Here is an 18,468-nt window from a genome sequence, read left to right as displayed (position 1 = left end):
AGCGTCCGCTTACTTCCTGGGTCACCAGGTTTTCACGCACTCACGTCGCGACGTCGAGAGGTTGGGAGCATGCCGGACGAAGCCGCCGCGCACGACGAGGCGGAGGAGGCGTCGGCCTTCTCGCACCCCGCGGTCCCGCCGGACGTCACCGCCGCGTACGGCGACCACCCGGACCAGGTCGTCGACCTCTACGCGCCCCGCGACGGCGCGACCGGGGCCCCGCTCGTCGTAGTGCTGCACGGCGGCGCGTGGCGGGCCTCGTTCGACCGGGCGCACCTGAGTCCGTTCGCCGGCTTCCTGGCCCGGCGCGGGTTCGCCGTCGCGAGCGTGGAGTACCGGCGCGGCCGGCCGCTCCCGCGACAGGGTGCGAAGAGTCCGGTGGCCGGGCGCTGGCCCGAGACCTTCGACGACGTGGCCGCCGCGCTCGACGCGCTGCCCGCGCTAGTCGCCGAGCACCTGCCCTCGGCGGACGCGCGGCGCACCGTGGTCACCGGGCACTCGGCGGGCGGCCACCTCGCGCTGTGGGCCGCCGCCCGGCACGTCCTGCCCGCGGACTCGCCGTGGCGCACTCCGGCGGCGCCCGCCCTGCGCGGTGTCGTGGCGCTCGCCCCGGTCGCCGACCTCGGGCTCGCGCAGAAGCTCGGCCTGTGCGGGGGAGCCGCCTCGGAACTGCTGGGCGGCGAGGGCGAGTTGTCAGAGGCGCGGCTTCCGTACGCCGATCCGGCGCGGCTGCTGCCCACCGGCATCGCGACCACCCTCGTCCAGGGCCGTACGGACACGACCGTGCCGTTCGCCGTCGCCGAGGCGTACGCGGACGCGGCGGCCAGGGCGGGCGAGGTCGTCGGCGTCACGTTCCTGGAGGGGGTCGGGCACTTCCCGCTGATCGACCCGGCGGCGGACGCGTGCGCGGTGGTCGCGGAGGAGATCGCGCAGCTCGCCTGGTGACCCGGGTAGTACTCAGGGCGGACGGCCGGGACCCGTCTCGCTGGGGACGACCCGGCCCCGCGGCGGCCCGTACCGTCGGGGTATGACCGAGACGACCACCACCTCAGGGGCGCCCAGGGACCGCAGCCCCGAGTTCAGCCTCGCGCAGTCGGCGCTGCGGGGGCTGCGCGAGGACCTGTTCCGCGACGTGCGCGCGTACCGCCCGCTGTCCGAGGCGGCCACGGACGGGCCGTGGGCCCGGCTGTTCCCGCGCCGTGCGCGCAAGCGCCTGGGTCACTTCCCGCACGCCGTGGTGCTGGCCCTGGCCCTGATCACGTTCTTCGTGGGCCTGGCGAGCGGCAGCCTCTACGGCGAGGCGTCCGTCGCCGTCCTGACGGGGCTCGTCGCGGCGGTGCCGGTGGCGCTCACCCTGCTGCGGCCGGTCCTCGCCTTCTGGGTCTCCCTCGCGGCGGCCCCCGTCCTCACCATGGTGACCAGCGGCAACCTCTATCCGTGGGCGGCCGGCAGCATCGCGGGGCACACGGCCGTGATGGTGGTGGTCGCGGCGCGCACCCGGCCCCGTACGGCGGCCTGGATGTGGGCGCTCAGCGCGGTGTACTCGGCGTTCGCGGGGGAGCTGATGGGCGGCCTGGACTCCGGTGACTCGGTCCCGGTGCTGGTGTTCGCCGGAGTCGCGGTCGCGATCGTCACCCTGGTCCAGGCCAACCGCACGACGCGGCGCCAGGTTGTCCAGGAGCGCACGGTCACCGCCGTCGAGCGCGACCGGCGCACGCTGCTGGAGGAGCGCACCAACATCGCCCGCGAACTGCACGACGTGGTCGCCCACCACATGTCGGTCGTCGCGATCCAGGCGGAGGCGGCGCCCTACCGGGTCGAGAACCCGCCGCCCGAGCTCGAGCAGGCTTTCGTCACGATCCGGGAGAACGCGGTGGCGGCGCTGACCGAACTGCGCCGCGTCCTCGGCGTCGTACGGGCGGAGGACTACGAGGCGCCGGACGCCCCGCAGCCCACGCTCGCCGACCTCGACAAGCTCCTGGAGAACGTGCGGGAGGCCGGTCTGACCGTCACCAAGGCCGTGACCGGCGCCGTCCGCGAGCTGCCGCAGGGCGTCGAGCTGTCGGCGTACCGGATCGTGCAGGAGGCGCTCAGCAACACCCTGCGCCACGCGCCCGGCGCGCAGGCGGCGGTCGAGGTGTCGTACGTGCTCGGCGGCATCGGCCTGCGCGTCGTCAACGGCGCACCGAACGCCCTCGCCAAGCCCTCGCCCGGCGCCGGGCACGGCATCACCGGCATGCGCGAGCGCGTCTCGATGCTCAGCGGCGAGATGACGGCGGGGCCGACGGCGGACGGCGGCTACGAGGTCCTGGTCTTCGTGCCGGTCGCGGTCCGGCTCCCCGAGAAGGCCGACGACATCACCGGGGCGGACGCATGATCAGGGTTCTCATCGCCGACGACCAGATGATGGTGCGCGAGGGCTTCTCGGTCCTGCTCGGCGCGATGCCGGACATCGAGGTCGTCGGCGAGGCGGTCAACGGGATCGAGGCGGTGGCCAAGGTCCGCGAGCTCCGCCCCGACGTGGTCCTCATGGACATCCGCATGCCGGAGCTGAACGGCATCGAGGCGACCCGTGAGATCGTCGCCGCCGACGAGGGCGCGAAGGTCCTCGTCCTGACCACGTTCGACCTCGACGAGTACGTGTACCAGGCGCTGCGCGCGGGCGCGTCCGGCTTCCTGCTGAAGGACGCGTCGGCGCGTCAACTCGCCGACGGGGTACGGGTGGTGGCGAGCGGCGAGGCGCTCCTCGCCCCCTCCGTGACCCGCCGTCTGATCACCGAGTTCTCGAGACTCGCGAAGACGCCGAAGCTGCCCGCCGTGCAGAACCCCCAGGCGTACGGGGAGCTGACCGACCGCGAGACGGAGGTCCTGGTCCTCATCGCGCAGGGCCTGTCGAACGCGGAGATCGCCGAGCGGCTCGTCGTCGCCGAGTCGACGATCAAGACGCATGTGAGCAGGGTCCTGGTGAAGCTGGGCCTGCGCGACCGCACGCAGGCGGCCGTATTCGCCTACGAGGCACGTCTGGTCACGCCGGGCTGAGCGGGGCTAGCGTCCCGCCATGGATGCTGCCACCGCCTTCGACCCGTGGTCCCCGGCCTTCGTCGCCGACCCGTACCCCGCGTACGCGGCGCTGCGCGAGGCCGGCCGGGTCCACTGGTTCGAGCCCACGCGCCAGTACCTGATCCCGCGCCACGCGGACGTGTCGACGCTGCTGAGGGACCGGAGGCTCGGCCGGACCTACCGACACCGTTTCGCGCACGAGGACTTCGGCCGCACCCCGCCGCCGGTGGAACACGAGCCGTTCCACACCCTCAACGACCACGGCATGCTCGACCTCGAACCCCCGGACCACACGCGCATCCGCCGCCTCGTCTCCAAGGCGTTCACCCCGCGTACGGTCGAACAGCTGCGGCCCTACGTGGAGAAGCTGGCCGGAGAACTGGTCGCGGGCCTCGTCGCGGACGGCGGCGGCGACCTCCTCACCGCGGTCGCCGAACCCCTCCCGGTCGCGGTCATCGCGGAGATGCTCGGCATCCCGGAGGCGGACCGCCCGCTCCTGCGCCCCTGGTCGGCGGCGATCTGCGGCATGTACGAGCTGAATCCGCCGCAGGAGACGGCGCGGGCGGCGGTGCGGGCGTCGGTCGAGTTCACGGAGTACCTGCGGGCCCTGATCGCGTCCCGCCGCAGCGCCCCCACCGACACGGACCTGGTCTCCGCGCTGATCGCCGCCCACGACGAGGACGACGACCGCCTCACCGAACAGGAGTTGATCTCGACCTGCGTCCTGCTCCTGAACGCGGGCCACGAGGCCACCGTCAACTCGACGGTGAACGGCTGGTGGGCCCTGTTCCGCCACCCCGGCCAACTGGCGGCGCTCCGCGCGGACCACGCCCTGGTCCCGCGCGCCGTGGAGGAGCTGATGCGCTACGACACCCCGCTCCAGCTGTTCGAGCGCTGGGTGCTCGACGACATCGAGTTCGCGGGCGTCACCCTCCCCCGCGGCTCCGAGGTCGCCCTCCTCTTCGGCTCGGCCAACCACGATCTGGCGGTCTTCACGGACCCGGCCCGCCTCGACCTGACCCGCGCCGACAACCCCCACATCTCCTTCAGCGCGGGCATCCACTACTGCATCGGCGCGCCCCTGGCCCGGATGGAACTGGCGGCCTCGCTGCGCGCCCTGCTCAGCCAGGCCCCGGCGCTGCGCCTCGCGGCGGAGCCGTCCCGTAAGCCGAACTTCGTGATCAGGGGGCTTGAGGGTCTGCCCGTCGCGCTCTGAGCAGCCGGTGCAGCAGGACACCGCCGAGGGCTCCGGCGAGGGCTCCGCCGCCGAAACAGACCGGCAGATCGACGACGAACACCCGCCAGTCGGGGCCCTGCTCGAACCGGTTGACCCGCCCCTGCGCCCGCGCCCACCACACCCCGAGCCCGCCCCCGGTCCCGGCGAGGACGGTGAGGCAGCCGAGGGCGGCTTCCGTGCGTTGTCCCATGTCTGGACGGACGCGTGATCCACGTCAGTGGTTTCCGGGCGGCCACTCATACGGATGATCGTCGGGTGAACGGATGTGCCCGCGTGTCCGCTTCGACGACGCTGGTGCACGCCTGGAAAGGAGGGCACCATGACGGTTATGGCCGAGCGCACGACGTCCGAGACATCCCCGATGTCCGTGGATGAATTCGAGAAGATCGCCGCGGTCTCCGCCAAGGAGACCGAGGCCGTCAGGCTGGAGTTCATCAACGGACGAATCGGGATCAAGGGCGTGACGGACGGAAATCACAGCGAACTCATCATGTGGCTGGTCCGGCAGTGCATGCAGGCACGTCCGGACCTCAACCTGCTCCCCACCCTGGGGCTCAAGGTCGAGGCGTACCGCAAGGGCAGGGCGGAGCCCGACGGCGTGCTGGCTCCCGTGGACCATTTCGTCGGGCAGGGGAACTGGGCCGACGCCGAAGGCGTCCTCATGACCGTCGAGATCACGTCCTACGACTCCGACACGCACGCCCGCGACCGGGTGGAGAAGCCCGCCGCCTACGCCGAGGCGGACATCCCGGTGTACCTGCTGGTGGACCGGGACGCCGGCACCGTCGTCGTGCACAGCGGCCCGGACCCGGAGCACTCCCGCTACCGCGACACCCACACCGCGCTCTTCGGTGAGCGCGTCACGCTGCCCGACCCGGTCGGCATCGAGCTGGACACCGAGCAGCTGAAGCGGTACGTACGCTGACCGGGGCCCCGCCGATGGCCGTCCGAGCGCGCTGTCGGCCGGTGCCGCCCGCTTGATATACCTGCTGAGCAGGCATATCGGAGAGAGGCGGACAGCCGGAGTGGGTGACGTGGACGGCGCGGCCGAGGGCGGGACCGCGTGGCGGGTCGAGTTCGAGACCATGCTGCTCAGCCGGCACGGCTACCTCTTCGGCTCCCGCGCCAGATCCGACCGCTGGCGCCTGGACCGCAGCGCGTACATCCTGCTCAGCCGGATCCAGCTGGACGGCCCCATGTCGATCGGCCGGCTCACCGAGGCGTTCGGCCTGGACGCCTCGACGCTGAACCGGCAGACGGCCGCGATGCTCCGCGCCGGGCTCGTCGAGCGCATCCCGGACCCGGACGGCGGCATCGCCCGCAAGTTCCGGGTCACGGAGGAGGGCGCCAAATGCCTCGACGAGGACCGCCGCCTGAACGTCGAGGTGATCGGCGGCCTCATGGCCGACTGGACCGAGGGCGAGGTCGCCGGTTTCGCGGCGAGCCTCCAGCGCCTGAACCGGGCGATCGAGGACCTGGAGGGCCGCCCGTGGCCCCGGCCCGACGGTTCCTGAACCCGCACCGCGCCTGCGCGCCTCAGGGCAGCGCCAGCCTCCAGGCCCCTTCCCGCACCGTCCACATCCGCCGCCGGACCGGCCCCGCGATGGCGACCGTGTCCGTGCGGTAGCGGAAGTCGGGGCCGGTCACCGTGATCGTGCGGGCCGAAGCGCGCAGCGGAGGCGCGTCCGGGGTCCGGTGGATCTCGACGCGGGCGAGGCCCGTGCCGGTCGCGGGGCCCACCGAGACGTGCCGCACCGGCTGGTCGAGGTCGAGGAGGGTCGCGCCGTCCGCCTCGATCCGCAGCCGGGCCGGCGGGCCGGGGGCCTGCCCCGTGGGACGGGCGGGGCGCGGCGCGAGCGTGCGGACCAGGGAGCGGCAGGTGCGCAGCCACGGCCGCGCGGCGCCGTCCGCGGCTTCCGCGTCGGTGGGCGGCTGGGTGAGCGGCGGGATGCGCAGCTCACCGAGGACCACGCCGTCGCTGTCGTCGACCAGGAGATCGAGCCGGCGCTCCGCCCCGTCGAGCGCGGCGCGCGCCGCCGCGACCGCCCCGGACGGAATCCCGAGGGAGCGCGCGAGCGCCACCGCGCCCCCGACCGGGATCATCGAGAGCACCGCTCCGGACAGCTCCCGCTCCCGGTGCAGGAGCGAGACCGCGCGCAGCAGCGCCCGGTCGTCACCGATCACCACGGGGCGCCGTGCACCCCGCCTGGCCAGCGCTTTCGCAAACTCCTCCGGTCCCTCGGGCAGGCACACGCGGGCCGCCGCGCCCGCGCACAGCACATCCTTGGCGATCCGCACGGACTCCCCGTCCGCGCGCCGGGCGAGGGGGTCCACGAGCACCAGAACCTGCCGCGACAGCCCCTCGTCCGTCCGGTCAGCCGGTCGTTCCAAAGCCGCCACCTCGGCCTTGCCTCGCTTCCTCGGGTAGCATCTTGGTGCAAGAGCCCCTTGCGCTATTGCGCCAGGGGCTTGGTCTATTCCGGGGCACCCCAAGGCTTACGCATTCATCAGTGGCTGCGGCCCCTGACCTTGGACATGCCCCGACCGGAAGGGGTGTACGCCTGTGCCCGCACTTGTGCTGCTCGGTGCTCAGTGGGGTGACGAAGGCAAGGGAAAGGCCACCGACCTGCTCGGTGGCTCCGTGGACTATGTAGTGCGCTATCAGGGCGGCAACAACGCCGGCCACACGGTTGTCGTAGGCGACCAGAAGTACGCGCTGCATCTCCTCCCTTCCGGAATCCTCTCGCCGGAGTGCACGCCGGTCATCGGAAACGGTGTCGTCGTCGACCCGTCGGTCCTGCTCTCCGAGCTGAGCGGTCTGAACGAGCGCGGCGTCGACACGTCCAAGCTCCTGCTCAGCGGTAACGCGCACATCATCACGCCGTACAACGTGACCGTCGACAAGGTGACGGAACGGTTCCTCGGCAAGCGCAAGATCGGCACCACCGGGCGCGGCATCGGCCCGACCTACGCCGACAAGATCAACCGCGTGGGCATCCGCGTCCAGGACCTCTACGACGAGTCGATCCTGACCCAGAAGGTCGAGGCGGCGCTGGAAGGCAAGAACCAGCTCCTCACCAAGGTCTTCAACCGCCGCGCCATCGAGGTCCAGCAGGTCGTCGAGGAGCTGCTCGGCTACGCGGACCAGATCAAGGGCTACGTCGCCGACACCACCCTGATCCTCAACAAGGCGCTCGACGACGACAAGGTCGTGCTCTTCGAGGGCGGCCAGGGCACGCTCCTGGACATCGACCACGGCACGTACCCCTTCGTCACGTCGTCCAACCCGACCGCGGGCGGCGCCTGCACGGGCGCCGGCGTCGGCCCGACGAAGATCAGCCGCGTCATCGGCATCCTCAAGGCGTACACGACGCGCGTCGGCGCCGGTCCGTTCCCGACCGAGCTGTTCGACGACGACGGCGAGGCGCTGCGCCGCATCGGCGGCGAGCGCGGTGTCACCACGGGCCGTGACCGCCGCTGCGGCTGGTTCGACGCGGTCATCGCCCGCTACGCGACCCGTGTGAACGGCCTGACCGACTTCTTCCTCACCAAGCTCGACGTCCTCACCGGCTGGGAGCAGATCCCGGTCTGTGTCGCGTACGAGATCGACGGCAAGCGCGTCGAGGAGCTCCCGTACTCGCAGACCGACTTCCACCACGCGAAGCCGGTCTACGAGATGCTGCCGGGCTGGTCCGAGGACATCACCAAGGCCAAGACCTTCGCCGACCTGCCGAAGAACGCGCAGGCGTACGTGAAGGCCCTGGAGGAGATGTCGGGCGCCCCGATCTCGGCCATCGGCGTCGGCCCCGGCCGCGACGAGACGATCGAGATCAACTCCTTCCTGTAGAAGGCGCTTCTCCGTACGCCCCGGTCCGCATCGCGCGGGCCGGGGCGTACGCGTCAGACGGCCGTCGCGTCATCCCGCCCTGTCGTACGTCGATTCCTTGCCGGTGGCCATGACGCGGCTCAGTTGCCCCGAGGGGAGCACGGTGAGCGTGCTCGCCGCTCCGGGGGTGCAGGTGGGCGCGCCGGGTCCGGACACCACGCCGGTCCTACCGATGTTCAGGGAATCGCCGTCGGCCGACACCAGGCTGCCCTCGAACAGGCAGCGGTAGGTGGTGCCCGACCCCAGCGAACCGTCCGCCGTCATGGACAGGACGGTGTCGCCGGTACCGCCCTGCTGGATGGTCAGGCGGTACGCGACGCCGTTGTCCGTTCTGTCCCAGCTGCCGAGGAACTTCGTCGCTATCGCGCCCGAGGTGGCCTGCGGGGACTGCCCCTGCTCGCCGGAGGTCGGCGGGGCGGACGACGCCGAGTCGGGGCCCGGCTGGGCCGAGGCCGTCACCGTCGGCGACTCCGTGCCGCCCCCCGCGCGCGAGCGCGGGGGGCCGTCGTCCTTCATCAGGGCGAAGACCGAGCCGCCCGCGCCGAGGGCCACTATCAGGGCGACCGCGATCAGCGCCGCCGTGGAACGGCCCCGGCGCGGCGGCTCCTGCTGCGGCGCGACGAGCGGGGCAGGACCGTAGGGCGGGGTCTGGCCCCAGTTCCCCTGCGGATAGCCGTACGCGGACGGCTGCGGCTGCGGCTGGTACGGCGACGGGTAGCCGTAGGCGGGCGCGGCCGGGGCGGGCGGCGGCGCTTCCTGGCCGACGACCATCGTGGGCAGGTGGTTGAGCTGGGCACCGCCCGGCTGTCCCGGCGGCGGCGGCACGAGGCCCGGCGTGTGGGGAGCGGGAGCCTCGGGGGCGGCGGTCCGCGTCCCCTGGTCCGGGTCCTCCGAGTCGAGCAACTGCACGGCGTGACGGCCGAGTTGTGCCACGAGCGCGCCGGGCAGCCACGGGTCGCGGGTGCGGCCGCCGTCGCCCAGGGTGTCCTCGGCGCCGGTGCGCTCCAGGATCTCCCGCAGCGAGGGGCGCGCGGTGGGCTGCTTGCGCAGGCAGTCCCGTACGAGATCCTGCAAGCCCTCCGGGACCCGGTCCAGATCGGGCTCCTCCTGGGCGATGCGGAACATCATCGCGTGCACACCGCTGGTGGACGTGCCGAACGGCAGCGCGCCCGTCGCCGCGTACGCCAGGACCGAGCCCAGGCAGAACACGTCGCACGCCGGGGTGATCCGGTCGCCGCGCACCTGCTCGGGCGCCATGAAACCCGGTGATCCGACCAGCGCGCCCGTCCGTGTGAGACCGCCGTCGGTGACGGTCTCCAGGGCGCGGGCTATGCCGAAGTCGATGACGCGCGGCCCGTCGATCGTCACAAGGACGTTCGACGGCTTCAGGTCGCGATGGATCAGACCCGCCTCGTGGATGTCCTTGAGCGCGTGCGCGAGACCGGCCCCGAGAATCCTCACGGAACGCTCCGGCAGCGCCCCGTAGTCGTGCGAGACGACCTGCTGGAGCGCGGGCCCCGCCACATATCCCGTCGCCACCCACGGGATCTCCGCGTCCGTGTCCGCGTCGAGCACCGGCGCCGTCCACGCGCCGCCGACCTGCCGCGCGGCCCGCACCTCCTGCCGGAAGCGCGTCCTGAACTCCTCCTGCTCCGCCAGCTCCTGGCGGACCAGCTTCACCGCGACGGTACGGCCGCGCTCGGAGCGCGCCAGGTACACCTGCCCCATACCGCCCGCGCCCAGCCGGCCGAGCAGCCGGTACGCCCCGATGCGCTGCGGATCTCCCGCCCCCAACGGTTCGAGTCTCTCCATGTCGCGCCACCCTCCCCCGTACGTGACCAACCCTCTGAGAATAGTGCGGACATACGACAGAGAGGGCCGGAGCGGCTCACACGGTTCCGTAACGGACGCGGAGAGTGATATGCGCGCGGAAGTGACATGCGCGCGGAGCACGACAGGGTGTCGCGTCCGGCGCTGTCCCGCAGACAGGACGCCGATGGTGCGGCGGCGGCCCCCGCATCTACCCTCGGGCCCATGACCCCTCAGCCGAATCCCCAGGTCGGCGCCGCCGTCAAGGCCGCGGACCGTGCGCACGTGTTCCACTCCTGGTCCGCACAGGAGCTCATCGATCCGCTCGCCGTCGCCGGTGCCGAAGGCTCGTACTTCTGGGACTACGACGGCAACCGCTACCTCGACTTCGCCTCCGGGCTCGTCTTCACCAACATCGGCTACCAGCACCCGAAGGTCGTCGCGGCGATCCAGGAGCAGGCCGCGAAGATGACGACGTTCGCGCCCGCCTTCGCCGTCGAGGCGCGCTCCGAGGCCGCACGCCTCATCGCCGAGCGCACCCCCGGCGACCTCGACAAGATCTTCTTCACCAACGGCGGCGCCGACGCCGTCGAGCACGCCCTGCGGATGGCCCGCCTGCACACGGGCCGCCCGAAGGTGCTCTCCGCCTACCGCTCGTACCACGGCGGCACCCAGCAGGCCGTGAACGTCACCGGTGACCCGCGCCGCTGGGCCAGCGACACCGGGACGGCGGGCGTCGTCCGGTTCTGGGCGCCGTTCCTGTACCGCTCCCGGTTCTACGCGGAGACGGAGGCGCAGGAGTGCGAGCGTGCCCTGGAGCACCTGGAGTCGACGATCCGGTTCGAGGGCCCGTCGACGATCGCCGCGATCATCCTGGAGACCGTCCCCGGCACGGCGGGCATCATGCTGCCGCCCGAGGGCTACCTCGCGGGCGTCCGCGCGCTGTGCGACAGGTACGGCATCGTCTTCGTCCTCGACGAGGTCATGGCGGGCTTCGGCCGCACGGGTACGTGGTTCGCGGCCGACCTGTACGGGGTCACGCCGGACCTCATGACCTTCGCCAAGGGCGTGAACTCCGGGTACGTGCCGCTCGGCGGCGTCGCGATCTCCGGCGCCGTCGCGGAGACCTTCGCGAAGCGGCCCTACCCCGGCGGGCTCACCTACTCGGGGCACCCGCTGGCCTGCGCCGCCGCCGTCGCCACCCTCGGCGTCATGGCGGAGGAGGGCATCGTCGAGCACGCCGCGAAGCTCGGCGCGGACGTCATCGGACCCGGCCTCCGCGAGCTGGCCGAGCGGCACCCCTCGGTGGGCGAGGTGCGCGGCACGGGCATGTTCTGGGCCCTCGACCTCGTACGGGACCGGGCGACGCGGGAGCCCCTCGTGCCGTACAACGCGACCGGCGAGGCCAACGCGCCGATGGCCGCCTTCGCCGCCGCCGCGAAGAAGCAGGGCCTGTGGCCCTTCGTGAACATGAACCGGACGCATGTGGTGCCGCCGCTGAACATCAGCGAGGCGGAGGCCAAGGAGGGGCTCGTGGCGCTCGACGCGGCGCTCGGCGTGGCGGACGAGCACGTGGTGCAGGGGTCCGGGCGCGGGGCGTAAGGGTGTGGGCGTAGGGGCCGGTGACCCCTACGCCCGGTCCGCCGCCTCAGCTGAAGATGATCATCGATCCCTGGGCCAGGCTGCGCGTCGCGGCCTGGTGCAGGCCCAGCCACACATGGCGCTCCCGGGCGAACGGGCCCTCGCCGGGGGCGACCGGCGCCGCCGGTTCCTCCAGCTCGGTGGGGGCCGCGGGCGGGGCCGGCGGGCGCGGCGGGTTCGCCGGGTCGATGCCGATCGACGGGGCTACGTACTCCAGTTCGCGCAGCAAGGCGTGCGAAGAGCCCAGCGGGCCGCCGCCTTCGAGGAGTTCGTCGCTGGACAGCGGCGCAGGGAAGTCCACGGGGACGTACGCGCCCGCGTGGTCGTAGTGCCACACCAGATGCGACGCCTGCGCCGTCGACTCGAACATCTCCAGCAACTGCTCGTAGTCGCCGCCCAGTTCGTCCACCGGCTCCACCGCGAGACCGCACATCTGCAGCAGGTACGCGCGGCGCAGGAAGTGCAGCGCGTCGTAGTCGAACCCCGCCACCGGGGCCACGTCGCCGGAGAGGCCCGGCATGTACGCGTAGACCGGGACCGGGGGCAGGCCCGCTTCGTGCAGGACCTTGTCGTAGAGGGCGAGTTCTTCCGCGAACGGGTTGTCGGGGCTGTGGCACAGCACGTCGACGAGCGGGACGAGCCACAGGTCACAGGCCAAGGGGGCTCCTTAAGGCTCCGGTTGTCAGGCAGTCAGGGTAGTGCGAGGCGGCCCGGCACCGCCCTGTCTTGCGGGTACCCGCTCAGGAGCTTTCAGCGGCCCGTTCGCCCGCGAGGCGTTCGAGGAGGTGGAGCGAGTCCCGGTTGTACCCCGTGATGATCGCCTGCGCGGCCACGGCGTCCTGGCGGGCCAGCGCGTCCACGAGCGAGCAGTGGCCGGACCACAGGGCGCCCCGCAGGTCGTCCGCGCGGCGCAGGAGCGGGACCGCGCACATCCAGGACTGGACGCGCAGACGGTGGAAGAAGTCCGACAGGTACGGGTTGCCGAACAGGGCGGCCAGCTCGCGCCAGAACCTCAGGTCGTAGCCGATCAGTACGTTCAGGTCGCCGGCGCCCGCCGCCCGGGCCGCCTCCTCGCCGCGGCGGCGCACCCCCGTGAGGGCGCCCTCGGGGATCTCCGGCAGCGCGCGGAAGATGCCGTCGGCGACCAGGCTGCGGGCCTCGACGATCGCGCGGTAGTCGGTCAGGGAGTACTCGTGCACGCGGAAGCCGCGGTGCTGGGCGGAGTCGAGCAGGCCCTTCGCGGCCAGGTCGACCAGGGCCTCGCGGACCGGGGTCGCCGAGACGCCGTACCCCTCGGCGATCTCTTTGACCGTGAACTCCTGCCCGGGGCACAGGCGCCCCGCCAGGATCTCGTCGCGCAGGGCGTCCGCGATCTGCTGGCGCAGGGTGCTGCGGGTGACGGCGGGGCCGTCGAAAGCGGGCAAGGCGGGTCCCCCGGTCTACCAGGCCGTCAACGTTCCCCGAACTTTATGCCCCGCCGGAACCCCGCGTTCCCTCGGCTCCGCCGAACCTCCGGCCCCCTACCTCGGCTCCGGCGGGCGCTGCCTCGGCATGTTCGGTCGGGTCCCCGGGGGCAGCGGGAAGCGGGCCGCAGGGGGGTCCTGGGGCCGGGGCGGCGTCGGGATCAAGGGGTGGAGGGAGAGCGGGAGGGGGCCCGTGCGGAATTCGAGCATCCAGTCCGTCGTCTCCGTCCGGACCAGCTCCGTCACGTCCTCCGAGAACCGGCGCAGAACGGCAAGACACCGCTCCGCCGCCTCGCCCGCCGTGCCCTCCGTCGGGCCGAGCACCTCGCGGACGCACTCCGACGCCCAGTCGAACTGGAGCACCTGGAGGCGGCGCTGCACGGCCTGCGCCGTCGCCATGTCCCGGATCCAGCCGGATGTCAGGCCGAACCAGCGGTCGCAGCCCACACAGGCGACCGTGACCAGGAGGCCCAGGTAGCCCCAGATCGCGGCGCCGGTCACCGCGCCCGCCAGATCGAGCAGCGGCAGCGCCCCCGCCGCCACCGCCCCGAGCACCGCCCCGCCGCGCAGCACCCGCGCCGTCCGCCGCTTCCACGTCCGCTCGGCGAGGTACCACGCGGCCGTCCGCAGGGCCCCGCGCTCCACCCACCGGTACAGCTCGTCGAGGCGTTCGGCGGGTTCGCCCCAGTCGCCGAGCGGGAACTCCCGGCCCGTGAGGTCGTCCGAGGTGCTGCGGCCCTCGCCCGGCCCCTTCTGGGGCGGTCCTTCGGGCTGCATGTCCGGCTGACTCACCCGGCACTCCTCGGTCGGTCACGGTTGGTACGGCATCTTCCTACCGCTCAATGGGTGGCCGACGCCCCGGTTCCGCGGCTTTTCCGCTCAGACGTGGGCTCTCATCAGGTAGAGAAAAGCGGCGCATCTCACTCGAAAGAGTGTGGTGCGAGGTGCCGGGGCGGGCACTCCCCGGACCACGTACGCTCGTTTCAGGGGCGCGCCCGCGCCCCCAGGACGACGATGACGACGATGTTGACGCGGAACAGGAGCTGATCGTGATCCCCGGTGGTGGCCAGCCCAACATGCAGCAGCTGCTCCAGCAGGCCCAGAAGATGCAGCAGGACCTCGCGGCGGCCCAGGAGGAGCTGGCGCGGACCGAGGTCGACGGTCAGGCGGGCGGTGGTCTCGTCAAGGCCACGGTGACCGGCTCCGGCGAGCTGCGCGGCCTGGTCATCGACCCGAAGGCGGTCGACCCGGAGGACACCGAGACCCTGGCCGACCTGGTCGTCGCCGCGGTCCAGGCGGCGAACGAGAACGCCCAGACGCTCCAGCAGCAGAAGCTCGGCCCGCTGGCCCAGGGCCTCGGCGGGGGCGGCGCCGGCGGCATCCCGGGCCTCCCCTTCTAGCCCCGGCGCCGACTACCGTACGAGCCAGAAGCAGACGAGCAGCACCTACCGGAAGGCATCCGACCCGTGTACGAAGGCGTGGTCCAGGACCTCATCGACGAACTGGGCAGACTGCCCGGCGTCGGTCCCAAGAGCGCGCAGCGGATCGCCTTCCACATCCTGCAGGCCGAGCCGACGGACGTCCGCCGGCTCGCGCAGGCGCTGATGGAGGTCAAGGCGAAGGTCCGCTTCTGCGCGACGTGCGGGAACGTCGCGCAGGAGGAGCTGTGCAACATCTGCCGCGACCCGCGCCGCGACCTCTCCGTCATCTGCGTGGTCGAGGAGCCCAAGGACGTCGTGGCGATCGAGCGCACGCGTGAGTTCCGCGGCAAGTACCACGTCCTCGGCGGCGCCATCAGCCCGATCGAGGGCGTGGGCCCGGACGACCTGCGGATAAGGGAGCTGCTCGCCCGCCTCGCCGACGGCACGGTCACCGAGCTGATCCTCGCGACCGACCCGAACCTGGAGGGCGAGGCGACAGCGACGTACCTCGCCCGGATGATCAAACCCATGGGCCTGAAGGTCACCCGCCTGGCCAGCGGCCTCCCCGTCGGGGGCGACCTGGAGTACGCGGACGAGGTCACTCTCGGCCGGGCCTTCGAGGGGAGACGACTCCTAGATGTCTGACGCCACGCTGCACGCCACCGCTCCGGATCCGGACAGCTTCGCCGTCCAGATCTCCGACCAGATCGAGTCCTTCATCGTCGCGGTCACGGAGATCGCCAAGGGCGACGAGCCGGACTCCGCCATCCCGTTCCTGCTGCTCGAGGTCTCCCAGCTGATGCTCGCGGGCGGGCGGCTCGGCGCGCACGAGGACATCGTCCCGGACGAGCGCTACGAGCCCGATCTCGGCCCGGAGCAGGACGTGGACGAGATGCGGGAGCGGCTCGCCGCGATGCTCGAACCCGTCGACGTGTACTCCGAGGTCTTCGACCCGTACGAGCCCCGCAAGGCGCGGGTCGCGGCCCGGATCTCCGACGACCTGACCGACGTCGTCGCCGATCTGCGCCACGGCATGGCGCACTACCGCGCGGGCCGGGTCACCGAGGCGCTGTGGTGGTGGCAGTTCTCGTACTTCTCGAACTGGGGCTCCACCGCGTCGGCGACGCTGCGCGCGCTGCAGTCCCTGGTCGCGCACGTCCGGCTCAACCAGCCGCTCGACGACCTGGACGGCCTCGACACGGACGAGGACCTGTCGGCCACCGAGGACGCGCTGGCCGAGGAGGCCGGGCAGGTCATGGCCGAGGAGATCGCCGGTCCGCTGGGTCTGCGCCCCGTCAAGTAGGCGCCGCGGCGCATCGGCGCCGCGCGTGACCTGGCCCACTTTCCGCTTGCCCCGGGCCCCGTTGGGCATGTGCTTGATCGGGCGGCCGGGCCCCGACCAGAGAGTCCCCGGTGATCACGTCGTGAGCGGGACATCTCACGATGCGGTATCACTGGGGCGGATTTCGGCCGCTCGTTAAACTGAGCCGACCGCAGTACGCATACGTACATGTGGTGACAGACGGACTGAGCGAGGAGCGCACGTGGGCCTTGTCGTGCAGAAGTACGGAGGCTCCTCCGTAGCCGATGCCGAGGGCATCAAGCGGGTCGCCAAGCGCGTGGTGGACGCCAAGAAGAACGGCAACCAGGTGGTTGTCGTGGTGTCCGCGATGGGTGACACGACGGATGAGTTGATCGATCTCGCCGAGCAGGTTTCCCCGATCCCTGCCGGGCGTGAATTCGACATGCTGCTGACCGCCGGGGAGCGGATCTCCATGGCGCTGCTTGCCATGGCGATCAAAAACCTGGGCCACGAGGCCCAGTCGTTCACGGGCAGCCAGGCCGGAGTCATCACCGACTCGGTCCACAACAAGGCGCGGATCATCGACGTCACGCCGGGCCGTATCCGGACCTCCATCGAAGAGGGCAACATCGCCATCGTCGCGGGGTTCCAGGGCGTCAGCCAGGAGGGGAAGAACATCACGACCCTCGGGCGTGGTGGGTCGGACACGACCGCTGTCGCGCTCGCCGCGGCGCTCGACGCCGAGGTCTGTGAGATCTACACCGACGTCGACGGCGTCTTCACCGCCGACCCGCGCGTGGTGAAGAAGGCGCGGAAGATCGACTGGATCTCCTTCGAGGACATGCTGGAGCTGGCCAGCTCCGGGTCGAAGGTGCTGCTCCACCGCTGTGTGGAGTACGCCCGCCGCTACAACATCCCGATCCATGTGCGGTCCAGCTTCAGCGGACTGAAGGGCACCTGGGTCAGCAACGAGCCGATCGAGAAGAAGCAGCAAGGGGACAGGGCCGTGGAGCAGGCGATCATCTCCGGTGTCGCGCACGACACCTCCGAGGCCAAGATCACCGTGGTCGGTGTGCCGGACAAGCCGGGCGAGGCCGCGAAGATCTTCCGCGCCGTCGCGGACGCCGCGATCAACCTCGACATGATCGTGCAGAACGTGTCGGCGGCGTCGACCGGTCTGACCGACATCTCCTTCACGCTGCCCAAGACCGAGGGCCGCAAGGCCATCGACGCCCTGGAGAAGCAGCGCGCCGACATCGGCTTCGACTCGCTGCGCTACGACGACCAGATCGCCAAGATCTCCCTGGTCGGCGCCGGTATGAAGACGAACCCGGGCGTCACCGCCGGGTTCTTCGAGGCGCTCACCGACGCGGGCGTCAACATCGAGCTGATCTCCACCTCCGAGATCCGCATCTCCGTCGTCACCCGCGCCGACGACGTGAACGAGGCCGTGCGCGCCGTGCACTCCGCCTTCGGGCTCGACTCGGACTCCGACGAGGCCGTGGTCTACGGGGGCACCGGCCGCTGATGGCCGCAGCCGATCCCGCAGGGCGTCCGACGCTCGCGGTCGTGGGAGCGACCGGGAGCGTCGGCGCCGTGCTGTTGCAGATCCTGTCGCAGCACGCGGACATCTGGGGCGAGATCCGGCTCGTCGCCTCGGCGCGCTCGGCGGGGCGCAAGCTCACCGTGCGCGGCGCCCAGGTCGAGGTGGTGGCCCTGGAGGAGTCCGTCTTCGACGGGGTCGACGTCGCCATGTTCGACGTGCCCGACGAGGTCGCCGCCGAGTGGGCGCCGGTCGCCGCGGCCAAGGGCGTCGTGGTCGTCGACAACTCGGCCGCGTTCCGGATGGACCCGGACGTGCCGCTCGTCGTCCCCGAGATCAATCCGCACGCCGCGCGCGTGCGCCCGCGCGGGATCATCTCCAGCGCCAACTGCACGACCCTCTCGATGATCGTGGCGGTCGGCGCGCTGCACGCCGAGTTCGGCCTGGACGAGCTGGTCGTCTCCAGCTACCAGGCGGTCAGCGGCGCGGGCCGGGCCGGCGTCGAGACGCTGCGCGCCCAGCTCTCCCTCGTCGCCGGTACGGAGCTGGGGACGAGCCCGGGCGATGTGCGCCGGGCCGTCGGCGACCGGACCGGGCCGTTCCCCGAGCCGGTCGCGCTCAACGTCGTACCGTGGGCCGGATCGCCGCGCGAGGACGGCTGGTCGTCGGAGGAGATGAAGGTGCGGGACGAGACCCGCAAGATCCTCGGGCTGCCCGGTCTCAAGGTCGCCGTGACGTGCGTACGGGTGCCGGTCGTCACGACGCACTCCGCCACCGTCCACGCCCGCTTCCAGAGCGAGGTCACCGTCGACAAGGCGCGCGAGATCCTCGCGACCGCCCCCGGCGTCGTCCTGTTCGACAACCCGGCCGCCGGTGAGTTCCCCACCCCCGCCGACGCGGTCGGCACCGATCCGACCTGGGTGGGCCGGGTGCGGCGCTCGCTCGACGACCCGAACGGGCTCGAACTCTTCGTGTGCGGGGACAATTTGCGCAAAGGCGCCGCTCTCAACACCGCGCAGCTCGCCGAGCTGGTGGCCGCGGAGTTCACCAGGGCCTGAGCGGCGGGCGCATATGCCATCCGACTGTCGATCTCCCTCTTCACATA

19 protein-coding genes are annotated in these 18,468 nt (G+C 71.9%); 13 read left to right on the top strand and 6 right to left on the bottom strand.

Going from position 1 to position 18,468, the window contains the following annotated elements; translation table 11 throughout:
- Positions 1-69 precede the first annotated feature (69 nt).
- The 4 genes from ACH4RC_RS16925 (at position 70) to ACH4RC_RS16910 (ending at position 4,276) form a co-directional block, all read left to right on the top strand.
- Positions 70-945, top strand: a complete 876-nt coding sequence (locus ACH4RC_RS16925; RefSeq protein WP_398201011.1) for an alpha/beta hydrolase — start codon at positions 70-72, stop codon at positions 943-945.
- 82 nt (positions 946-1,027) lie between these two features.
- Positions 1,028-2,377 (top strand): histidine kinase, encoded by a 1,350-nt coding sequence (locus ACH4RC_RS16920; protein WP_398201008.1) that lies wholly within the window; start codon positions 1,028-1,030, stop codon positions 2,375-2,377.
- Complete coding sequence (locus tag ACH4RC_RS16915) at positions 2,374-3,039, top strand: response regulator (RefSeq protein WP_398201005.1); 666 nt, start codon at positions 2,374-2,376, stop codon at positions 3,037-3,039. Before ACH4RC_RS16920 ends, ACH4RC_RS16915 begins: the two co-directional genes overlap by 4 nt.
- A 19-nt stretch (positions 3,040-3,058) precedes the next feature.
- On the top strand, positions 3,059-4,276 hold the full coding sequence (locus ACH4RC_RS16910; protein ID WP_398201002.1) for a cytochrome P450: 1,218 nt from the start codon (positions 3,059-3,061) through the stop codon (positions 4,274-4,276).
- On the opposite strand, the gene ACH4RC_RS16905 is transcribed toward ACH4RC_RS16910, so the two are convergent.
- Complete coding sequence (locus ACH4RC_RS16905; RefSeq protein WP_398201000.1) at positions 4,242-4,487, bottom strand: hypothetical protein; 246 nt, start codon at positions 4,485-4,487, stop codon at positions 4,242-4,244. The two genes, ACH4RC_RS16910 and ACH4RC_RS16905, sit on opposite strands and share 35 nt — an antisense overlap.
- A gap of 129 nt (positions 4,488-4,616) precedes the next feature.
- On the opposite strand from ACH4RC_RS16905, the gene ACH4RC_RS16900 reads away from it, so the two are divergent.
- Together ACH4RC_RS16900 and ACH4RC_RS16895 are read left to right on the top strand one after the other, a co-directional pair.
- Complete coding sequence (locus ACH4RC_RS16900; RefSeq protein WP_398200997.1) at positions 4,617-5,222, top strand: Uma2 family endonuclease; 606 nt, start codon at positions 4,617-4,619, stop codon at positions 5,220-5,222.
- A 160-nt stretch (positions 5,223-5,382) separates the two neighbouring features.
- Entirely contained in the window at positions 5,383-5,811 is a 429-nt protein-coding gene (locus ACH4RC_RS16895) for a MarR family winged helix-turn-helix transcriptional regulator (RefSeq protein WP_398201582.1), read from the top strand.
- Positions 5,812-5,833: 22 nt separating this feature from the next.
- On the opposite strand, the gene ACH4RC_RS16890 is transcribed toward ACH4RC_RS16895, so the two are convergent.
- The gene (locus ACH4RC_RS16890) at positions 5,834-6,688 is read right to left on the bottom strand and encodes a diacylglycerol kinase (RefSeq protein ID WP_398200995.1); all 855 of its coding nucleotides are present in this window, start codon (positions 6,686-6,688) and stop codon (positions 5,834-5,836) included.
- A gap of 172 nt (positions 6,689-6,860) precedes the next feature.
- Between ACH4RC_RS16890 and ACH4RC_RS16885 the strand changes: the two genes are divergently transcribed.
- Positions 6,861-8,144 (top strand): adenylosuccinate synthase, encoded by a 1,284-nt coding sequence (locus tag ACH4RC_RS16885; RefSeq protein WP_398200993.1) that lies wholly within the window; start codon positions 6,861-6,863, stop codon positions 8,142-8,144.
- A gap of 69 nt (positions 8,145-8,213) precedes the next feature.
- Here the strand turns inward: ACH4RC_RS16885 and ACH4RC_RS16880 are convergent, their stop codons facing one another.
- On the bottom strand, positions 8,214-9,995 hold the full coding sequence (locus ACH4RC_RS16880; RefSeq protein WP_398200991.1) for a serine/threonine-protein kinase: 1,782 nt from the start codon (positions 9,993-9,995) through the stop codon (positions 8,214-8,216).
- 222 nt (positions 9,996-10,217) lie between these two features.
- Here ACH4RC_RS16880 and ACH4RC_RS16875 point away from each other — a divergent pair, with 222 nt between their 5' ends.
- Positions 10,218-11,594: an aspartate aminotransferase family protein gene (locus tag ACH4RC_RS16875; RefSeq protein ID WP_398200988.1), complete on the top strand. Its 1,377-nt coding sequence runs from the start codon at positions 10,218-10,220 to the stop codon at positions 11,592-11,594.
- Positions 11,595-11,640: 46 nt separating this feature from the next.
- Here ACH4RC_RS16875 and ACH4RC_RS16870 read toward each other — a convergent pair whose 3' ends face one another.
- From ACH4RC_RS16870 to ACH4RC_RS16860, 3 genes are all read right to left on the bottom strand, one after another.
- Positions 11,641-12,291 carry a hypothetical protein gene (locus tag ACH4RC_RS16870; RefSeq protein ID WP_398200986.1) on the bottom strand — a complete coding sequence of 217 codons (651 nt, stop codon included), beginning with the start codon at positions 12,289-12,291 and terminating at the stop codon, positions 11,641-11,643.
- Positions 12,292-12,373: 82 nt separating this feature from the next.
- Positions 12,374-13,057: a GntR family transcriptional regulator gene (locus ACH4RC_RS16865; protein WP_398200983.1), complete on the bottom strand. Its 684-nt coding sequence runs from the start codon at positions 13,055-13,057 to the stop codon at positions 12,374-12,376.
- A gap of 96 nt (positions 13,058-13,153) precedes the next feature.
- Entirely contained in the window at positions 13,154-13,888 is a 735-nt protein-coding gene (locus tag ACH4RC_RS16860; RefSeq protein ID WP_398200980.1) for an SLATT domain-containing protein, read from the bottom strand.
- 257 nt (positions 13,889-14,145) lie between these two features.
- Between ACH4RC_RS16860 and ACH4RC_RS16855 the strand changes: the two genes are divergently transcribed.
- The 5 genes from ACH4RC_RS16855 to ACH4RC_RS16835 all read left to right on the top strand — a co-directional run bounded on the left by ACH4RC_RS16855 (position 14,146) and on the right by ACH4RC_RS16835 (position 18,421).
- A complete protein-coding gene (locus ACH4RC_RS16855; protein WP_398200977.1) occupies positions 14,146-14,496 on the top strand; it encodes a YbaB/EbfC family nucleoid-associated protein in 351 nt (116 codons plus the stop codon).
- Positions 14,497-14,562: 66 nt separating this feature from the next.
- Positions 14,563-15,162, top strand: coding sequence for a recombination mediator RecR (gene recR, locus ACH4RC_RS16850; protein ID WP_018529216.1), 600 nt, complete (start codon positions 14,563-14,565; stop codon positions 15,160-15,162).
- Positions 15,155-15,820 (top strand): DUF5063 domain-containing protein, encoded by a 666-nt coding sequence (locus ACH4RC_RS16845; protein WP_398200974.1) that lies wholly within the window; start codon positions 15,155-15,157, stop codon positions 15,818-15,820. Before recR ends, ACH4RC_RS16845 begins: the two co-directional genes overlap by 8 nt.
- Positions 15,821-16,061: 241 nt before the next feature.
- Complete coding sequence (locus ACH4RC_RS16840; protein WP_398200971.1) at positions 16,062-17,348, top strand: aspartate kinase; 1,287 nt, start codon at positions 16,062-16,064, stop codon at positions 17,346-17,348.
- Positions 17,348-18,421: an aspartate-semialdehyde dehydrogenase gene (locus tag ACH4RC_RS16835; RefSeq protein ID WP_398200968.1), complete on the top strand. Its 1,074-nt coding sequence runs from the start codon at positions 17,348-17,350 to the stop codon at positions 18,419-18,421. Before ACH4RC_RS16840 ends, ACH4RC_RS16835 begins: the two co-directional genes overlap by 1 nt.
- Positions 18,422-18,468: the final 47 nt, after the last annotated feature.

Origin of the sequence: Streptomyces sp. NPDC016845 (assembly GCF_044332585.1) — a bacterium.
In the GTDB taxonomy this organism is placed as follows: domain Bacteria; phylum Actinomycetota; class Actinomycetes; order Streptomycetales; family Streptomycetaceae; genus Streptomyces.
Note: the sequence above shows the minus strand (reverse complement) of the source record. Positions and strands in the feature narration are given on the sequence as shown.